The organism is Acidovorax sp., assembly GCF_046339755.1.
Taxonomy (GTDB): domain Bacteria; phylum Pseudomonadota; class Gammaproteobacteria; order Burkholderiales; family Burkholderiaceae_C; genus Acidovorax.
Genome location: NZ_JBKDTZ010000294.1, coordinates 1 through 7,612 on the forward strand (window position 1 = coordinate 1; position 7,612 = coordinate 7,612).

Sequence of the window (7,612 nt, forward strand, 5' to 3'; positions counted from 1 at the left end):
CGCCGAGAAGACCTTGCGTGCCCTGGGCGAACGCGGCGACATCATCCGCACCATGCAGCGTGCCATGAGCGGACGACCGCGCGAGCTGGCGGTGTTCGAGCCGGGCGAGGATGGCCGTACTGTCATCGGTCGCGTCGCCGCCAAGGGGCTGGCCGACGAGCTGCACGACCGCGGCTATCTGGTCATCGATGGCGTGGACGGCAAGGCCCACTACGTCGCGCTGAACGCCCGCGACGAGCTGGCGAACTATCCCGCCGGTGCGGTGGTGGAAGTGCGTGGTTCCGCCGAGGTGCGGGCGGCCGACAAGAACGTCGCTGGGCTGGCGAGCGGTGGCCTGTACCGCACAGATCATCACTTGGCGATCGAACAAGGCCGGGCCAAGGCTGGGCGCGACCCGCAGGAAGTCGTCGCGGCCCACGTCCGCCGACTGGAAGCCCTGCGCCGGGCCGGCATCGTGGAGCGCGTGGCCGAAGGACTATGGAAGGTGCCTAATGACCTGGCCGAGCGTGGCCGCCAGTACGACGCGCAACGGCTGGGCGGTGTGGCGGTGGAACTGAAATCGCACCTGCCAATCGAGCGGCAGGCCCGCGTGATTGGGGCCACCTGGCTGGATCAGCAGTTGATCGGTGGCGGTAAGGGGCTGGGCGACCTGGGCTTTGGCGGCGATACCAAGCAAGCCTTGCAGCAGCGCGCCGACTTCCTGGCCGAACAGGGGTTGGCCGAGCGGCGGGGACAGCGTGTGATCCTCACCCGGAACCTGCTGGGCACGCTGCGCAATCGGGAACTGGCGCAGGTCGCCAAGGACATTGCCGCCGACACCGGACTACAGCATCGGCCCGTCACCGACGGGCAGCGCGTGACCGGCATCTACCGGCGCTCGGTCATGCTCGCCAGCGGGCGTTACGCCATGCTCGACAACGGCATGGGGTTCAGCCTGGTGCCGTGGAAGCCAGTGATCGAGCAGCGGCTGGGCCAATCCCTGGCTGCCACAGTCCGCGGCGGGCATGCCTCCTGGGAACTCGGTCGCCAGCGCGGCCCGTCTGTCGGCTAAAGACTGAATTTTTCATGTGTGCCGTGGCTCGTGATGCTTCACTTGTGGTCGCAGACTCATGCGAGCGCCCTCCATCCGACCAAGCACCGCCCCAGGAGGGGATTTTTTCGGTTGCTGCTTGATACCTTGATGGGCAAGGTATATAGTTATGCTTATGGCTAAATCGACCACTTCCCTCAAGACCGTAGAGCGCACACCGGTGGACTATACCGACCGGTTGCATTGGAGTGGCATCATCAAGATGAGCCTGTCCAAGTTCTTCATCCTGAGCGTGCTGCAAAAGCGGCCCATGCATGGCTATGAGATCGCACGTGAAGTGGAGTGTTCGACCCAAGGTTGTTGTGCACCCACCGAAGGCACCATCTACCCGGTGTTGCGCGAATTCGAGCAGGGCGGCTATGTCACCGCGCATACCGAAACGGTTGCGGGCCGTGGACGCAAGGTCTACACGTTGACTGACAAGGGCCGCGAGGCCTTCACGGTGGCGGTAGATGCTTGGATGGAGGTGGCTGCGCACATCACCCGTCAGTAATGGCGGTTTTTTTTGAATACAAGCATTGACCATCTATGCATTGATCTGGAATATATAATGAATACGAACACACTCACCGAAACCCTGTCGTTCTTCGCCATGATCAGCGCCGAGCTGATCGCGCTGTTCTTCGTCGTCAGTTTCATGGTGGCGATGATGCAGGAGTATGTACCAGCCAGCACTGTGCAACGCCTGCTAACCGGGCGAGGCCTGGGTGGCAACATCGTCGGTGCTGGGCTGGGGGCGGTCACGCCGTTTTGCTCCTGCTCGACTATTCCGGTCACGGTCGGCTTGCTCAATGCCGGTGCGCCGTTTGGCGCCACCATGTCCTTTCTAGTGTCCTCGCCTATCCTCAACCCGGTGATCCTGGGCTTGCTGGTCACGCTGTTCGGTTGGAAGTTCGCCGTCTTCTATGGCGCCGCGTCCTTTGTACTGGCGGTGGCAGTGGGCGCGGTCTGGCAGTTCTTCGGCCTGGAGCGCGACGTGAAGAAGGTGCGTGTGGTGGGCGAGAGCGAAATCGCAGGGCCGACCGACTTCAAATCGCGCTTGCGGCGAGCTGGCAGCGCGGCCTTCGGTTTGTTCAAGACTTCCTTGCCTTACCTGCTGATCGGCGCGGGCATTGGTGCGCTGATTTATGGCGTGGTACCCGGCGAGTGGATCGCCACTATGGCAGGCGCCGACAACCCGTTCGCGATTCCCGTGGCTGCCGCTATTGGTGTGCCGCTATACATCCGCGCTGAAACCCTGATTCCGATTGGCATGGCCTTGCAGTCCCAAGGCATGAGTATCGGTGCGGTAGCGGCGCTGATCATCGCTGGCGCAGGTGCCAGCATTCCCGAAGTCACGCTGCTCAACACGATCTTCCGGCCCCGACTGGTGGCAGTGTTCGTGCTGACCATCTTCACGGTTGCCATCAGCGTGGGTTACATCGCCAATCTGCTGTTCATTTGAAGGAGAAAGACCATGTCAGAGAAAAAGGGCTTTATAGCGCGTTTGTTTGGCAAGCAAGAGGACTCGGCTTGCTGTGCGGTGCGCATCGAAGAAGTGCCCAAGACGGAAGTGACCCAAATGCCCGTCGCCAAGAAGTCCGCATGTTGCGCGGTGCGCATTGAGGAGGTTAAGGACGATGATGTCACTCAGCCGCCATCTGCCACCCAGTAGCCTAAGCAACCTTGCTTCGCGGTGAACCTGCAACACGATTTGCGTCGCGCGCAGATCAAGCCTTGGGCCTGGGTGATCATGCAACTACGACATCTGCGTTACTTCATTGCAGTCGCTGAAGAACTCCACTTCGCCCGCGCGGCCGAGAGACTGCATATCGAGCAGTCACCGCTGTCGCGCACTATCAAGGAGTTGGAGGAAGACTTGGGCGAACAGTTGTTTGTCCGAACCAGTCGCAGCACGCGCCTGACGCGGGCGGGCAAACTGTTTTTGGAGCATGTTCCGCGCGTGTTTGCTGCCTTGCAGCAGGCTCGCGACAGCGTGAAGGCTGCGGCCAATGGCTTCCACGGCCAGTTGCGTATTGCCCTGTCCGACGGCATCACGCCGCCGCGCCTACCGACCTTGCTCGCATTTTGCCGACAGGAGGAACCAGAAGTCGATATCCGGCTGTTTCAGGTGCCCTTGTCGCAGCAAATCAAGGGACTGCAAGACGACCTGTACGACGTGGGCTTCGCGCAATCGGATGAAGTAGGTGAAGGTATAGCCGCCGAAGCCGTGTGGAATGACCCGCTGATGGTGGCGGTGCCAGCACGCCATCATTTGCTCAAGCACCGACGCATCCCGCTGGACGAAGTGCTGCACTTTCCGCTGGTTCTCTGCGACCCGCAAGCATGTGAGGGCTACGCGCGACAGGTTGAACGTGTGCTGCGCCGCTCTGACCGGGAGCCTCTGATCGTCGAACGTGTTGCCTCATTCGACTTGATGATGGTGGTCGTATCGGCCGGCTTCGCCTTGGGGCTGGCTGGCGCTCCGCATATCGTGTCCAACCGGGAACCTGGCGTTGTGGCCCGGCCCTTGGCGGGTCGCTCGCCTATGCTGACAACCTACTTGTTGCGACGCGAAGACGAGCGTTCGGAAGTGTTGTCCCGATTCATCGAACGGGTGCGGGCGATCGACTTGCCCGAAGGCGTGAGGCCCGTGCCGCCCCCTCAGTCCGAATCACAGGAGGAATTCGAGCTATGAAGCGAATAACACCTATGCTTGTGGTCGCCGTGCTAACAGCTTGCGGCCCATCGGAGGCACCCAAGCAGGCCAACGTGCCTACCGTGGAGAAACTGGCCGCCGATCCGGCGCGGTTGAAGGAGCTGCGTCAGCAATGCAAGATCGACCGCGCGACGCTGGGCGAAGTGCTGTGCAATCGAGTGGCCGAAGCCACACGCAAACGATTCTATGGCGATGGAACAACGCCCTACACACCACCGGAAACACCACCGAAGTTCTGATTACCAGTCCGTCGCAAAAAAACTGTTCTTCTTTGCCAACACGCCGCAGTGCGCCCGCGCCTGCGGCGTTTTTATTGGGTTCTACACAGCCTGAAACGATGCTTTTTTCATCATCTTGCTTCCGATAACAGTCTTTGACCGGCACTGACCCGGCACTGATCCTCGCGCTATGCGGCACGTCCTTGTGCCGCGTTTGGATGAGGAATCAGCGCAGGGGAAATCGGAGGCCAGTCAATGCAAGCTCAGGGCGTGCTGTTCGGGCAGATCGCCGCCGTCTTCGGCATCGTGATCGCCGGTGTGTGGAGTGCAACGCAATGGACAGCCGCCGCCCTGGGTTATCAACTACGCCTTGGCTCGCCGTGGTTCGACTTCTTTGGAACGCCGGTCTATCACCCCTGGCGACTCTTTGAGTGGTGGTTCTTCTTCGATGCCTACGCGCCGCATGTCTTCGACGTGGGCGGTGCCATCGCGGGCGGCAGCGGCCTGGTGGCCGTTGTGGTCGCCATCGCCATGTCGGTATGGCGCTCGCGGCAATCGCGCCTTGTCACCACCTACGGCTCTGCACGTTGGGCCGATGCGGATGACGTTCGCAAATCCGGGCTGACCCAACCCGACGGCGTTTTCCTCGGCCTGCATCGCGGCCAGTACCTGCGGCACGAAGGCCCGGAGCACGTCCTGACCTTCGCGCCGACACGCTCGGGCAAGGGCGTGGGCTTAGTGGTTCCCACCTTGTTGAGCTGGCCTGCGTCCGTCGTGATCCACGACATCAAAGGCGAGAACTGGACGCTGACGGCCGGCTGGCGCTCGCGCTTCTCGCATTGCCTGCTGTTCAACCCGACCGATGCGAAGTCGGCCGCGTACAACCCGTTGCTGGAAGTCCGGCGCGGCGTGCATGAAGTGCGCGACGTGCAGAACGTGGCGGACATTCTGGTCGATCCAGACGGGGCGCTCGAACGCAGAAACCATTGGGAAAAGACCAGTCACGCACTGCTGGTCGGAGCCATCCTGCACGTGCTCTACGCCAGCGAGGACAAGACGCTGCGCGGCGTCGCCAACTTCCTCAGCGATCCGGCTTGCCCATTCGAGCTGACCTTGCACCGGATGATGACGACCAAGCACCTGGGCGACGCACCGCACCCGGTTGTCGCATCCGCTGCGCGCGAAGTGCTCAACAAGTCGGACAACGAGCGGTCGGGCGTGCTTTCCACCGCTATGTCGTTTCTCGGCCTGTACCGCGACCCGACCGTGGCCGAAGTCACGTCGCGCTGCGACTGGCGCATCGCCGACCTGATTTCCGCCGAGCATCCGGTATCGCTCTATCTGGTGGTGCCGCCTTCGGACATTAGCCGTACCAAGCCGCTGATTCGGCTGATCCTCAACCAGATCGGGCGGCGGCTGACCGAATCGCTCGACGGTTCCGACGGCATCGCCCGTCGCCACAAACTGCTGCTGATGCTCGACGAGTTTCCGGCGTTGGGCCGCCTGGACTTCTTCGAGTCCGCGCTTGCCTTCATGGCCGGCTATGGCATCCGCAGCTTTCTCATCGCTCAGAGCCTGAACCAGATCGACAAGGCGTATGGGCAGAACCATTCCATCCTCGACAACTGCCACGTTCGCGTGACGTTTGCAACCAACGACGAACGCACTGCCAAGCGCATTTCCGAAACCCTGGGCACGGCTACCGAACTGCGTGCGCAGCGCAACTATGCCGGCCACCGGCTCGCGCCGTGGTTGGGCCATCTGATGGTGTCGCGGCAGGAAACCGCACGGCCACTGCTGACGCCTGGCGAAGTGATGCAACTCCCGCCAGACGAATCGGTGGTGATGGTGTCCAGCGTCGCGCCGATCAAGGCGAAGAAATTGCGCTACTACACCGATGCCAACTTCAAGCGCCGCGTACTACCGCCGCCCACGCTGGCAGCCGGGCAGTACGCCGACGCGCCGCCATCGCGGCTCGACGACTGGAGCGACCTGGCGATCCCGACCGTGCCTGTGGCGCCGGCCACGGCATCCGCCGATGACCCCGGCGGCGCCGACGACGGCGGCCTGCGCCGCCAGCCCGAACTCTCCGAAACCGTCGCCTACGACCCCGAGCCGGATGCACACGCTTCCGACCTCGCGCTGCTCGATGACGACGACCTGCCGCTGCCGCTTCCCGGCCAGCTCGACCCGGCCATGCAGCGCACGGCCCGGCTGGCTTCCCTCGACCCCAACGACGGACTCGACCTATGAGCCAATACCGCCTCAACCTGTTCATTCAGCACGAGCACGCCAAGCGCCTGGAAGAACTGGCCGCCAAGAAAGGCGTGTCCAAGTCGTCCATCGTCGCGGCGGCGCTGGCGTCCTGGCTGTCGCCGGACGCAGGCGACCAGCGCGAGGCCGCCATCGCCAAGCGACTGGATCGCTTGTCACGGCAGGCCGAACGCCTGGAGCGCGACCAGAACATCCAGATCGAAACGCTGGCGCTGTTCATCCGCTACTTCCTCACCGTCAGCACGCCGGTTCCCGAGGCCCATCAAGAAGCGGCTCGCGCCCAGGGCAAGGCACGCTTCGAGCAGTTCGTCGAACAGCTCGGCCGCCATCTGCTGCGCGGGCGCAGTCTGGTGCGCGACGTGGTGGAGGAGCTGCATCCCGACCCGATGCGAATGGATGACGCGGCGGCGCTGGCCGAAGCGCGGGAGCGGGCCGCATGAGCGCCGTTCCGCAGATCCCGCCTCAACCTCGTTCGTCCGCCGCAACCTCACTGGATCGACGAATCCAGATGTTGCGCACGGCAATGGGGCCGCTGATTGCCACCGCGCTCGAAGACCCGGACGTGGTGGAAATCATGCTCAACCCCGACCGCACCCTATGGGTGGATCGGCTGTCGTCGGGCCGCGCGCCGCTGGGCGTGGAACTGCCCGAAGCCGCTGGCGAACGCATCATCCGCCTGGTGGCTGCGCACGTCGGCGCGGAAGTGCATCGCGGCCAGCCGCTGCTAACCGCCGAGCTGCCGGAGACGGGCGAACGCTTCGAAGGCATCTTGCCGCCAGCCGCGCCCGGCCCGGCCTTCGCGCTGCGCAAGCGTGCCGTGAACATCATCGGCCTGGATCAGTATGTGGCCGACGGCATCCTGACCGCTGGCCAGGCGGACTTCCTGCGCCGCGCCGTGCGCGAGCGCCAGAACGTACTGATCGCCGGCGGCACCAGTACCGGCAAGACCACCCTCGCCAACGCCTTGCTGGCCGAGATCGCCGCCACCGGCGACCGCGTGCTGGTGCTCGAAGACACCATCGAGCTGCAATGCGCAGCCCGTGACCATGTGCCACTGCGCACCCGTGCGGGCGTGGTGTCGATGCAGGAACTGGTGCGTGCCACGATGCGCCTGCGCCCGGATCGCGTCGTCGTCGGCGAAGTACGCGGCGGCGAAGCCCTCGACCTCATCAAAGTGTGGGGAACAGGCCACCCCGGCGGCATCGCCACCATCCACGCCGGTTCCGCGCTAGGCGCTTTGCTGCGCCTCGAACAGTTGATCCTCGAAGTCGCAGTGAATCCGCCACGGGCGCTGATCGCCGAGGCGGTCAACGTCGTCATCCACATCGCCGG

9 protein-coding genes are annotated in these 7,612 nt (G+C 63.5%); all 9 read left to right on the top strand.

Annotation, left to right across the window (positions count from 1 at the left end; all coding sequences use genetic code 11):
• Nucleotides 1-1,051: DUF3363 domain-containing protein (locus ACK59X_RS25215; protein WP_409961150.1), on the top strand; the 1,051-nt coding region annotated here is incomplete at its 5' end.
• Between the two features lie 199 nt (nt 1,052-1,250).
• Nucleotides 1,251-1,583, top strand: a complete 333-nt coding sequence (locus tag ACK59X_RS25220) for a PadR family transcriptional regulator (RefSeq protein ID WP_409961152.1) — start codon at nt 1,251-1,253, stop codon at nt 1,581-1,583.
• A 57-nt stretch (nt 1,584-1,640) separates the two neighbouring features.
• Entirely contained in the window at nt 1,641-2,534 is an 894-nt protein-coding gene (locus ACK59X_RS25225; protein WP_222821484.1) for a permease, read from the top strand.
• 12 nt (nt 2,535-2,546) lie between these two features.
• Nucleotides 2,547-2,744: a hypothetical protein gene (locus tag ACK59X_RS25230; protein ID WP_222821483.1), complete on the top strand. Its 198-nt coding sequence runs from the start codon at nt 2,547-2,549 to the stop codon at nt 2,742-2,744.
• A gap of 78 nt (nt 2,745-2,822) precedes the next feature.
• Nucleotides 2,823-3,767 (top strand): LysR family transcriptional regulator, encoded by a 945-nt coding sequence (locus ACK59X_RS25235; protein ID WP_317779501.1) that lies wholly within the window; start codon nt 2,823-2,825, stop codon nt 3,765-3,767.
• Entirely contained in the window at nt 3,764-4,027 is a 264-nt protein-coding gene (locus ACK59X_RS25240) for an EexN family lipoprotein (protein ID WP_222821482.1), read from the top strand. Before ACK59X_RS25235 ends, ACK59X_RS25240 begins: the two co-directional genes overlap by 4 nt.
• A 234-nt stretch (nt 4,028-4,261) precedes the next feature.
• Nucleotides 4,262-6,259 carry a conjugal transfer protein TraG gene (locus ACK59X_RS25245; protein ID WP_409961154.1) on the top strand — a complete coding sequence of 666 codons (1,998 nt, stop codon included), beginning with the start codon at nt 4,262-4,264 and terminating at the stop codon, nt 6,257-6,259.
• Nucleotides 6,256-6,720: a CopG family transcriptional regulator gene (locus tag ACK59X_RS25250; RefSeq protein WP_222821480.1), complete on the top strand. Its 465-nt coding sequence runs from the start codon at nt 6,256-6,258 to the stop codon at nt 6,718-6,720. The genes ACK59X_RS25245 and ACK59X_RS25250 overlap by 4 nt, the downstream gene beginning before the upstream one ends.
• Nucleotides 6,717-7,612, top strand: an 896-nt coding sequence (gene trbB, locus ACK59X_RS25255) for a P-type conjugative transfer ATPase TrbB (RefSeq protein WP_409961155.1), incomplete at its 3' end; no start/stop codon positions are given. The genes ACK59X_RS25250 and trbB, both read left to right, overlap by 4 nt.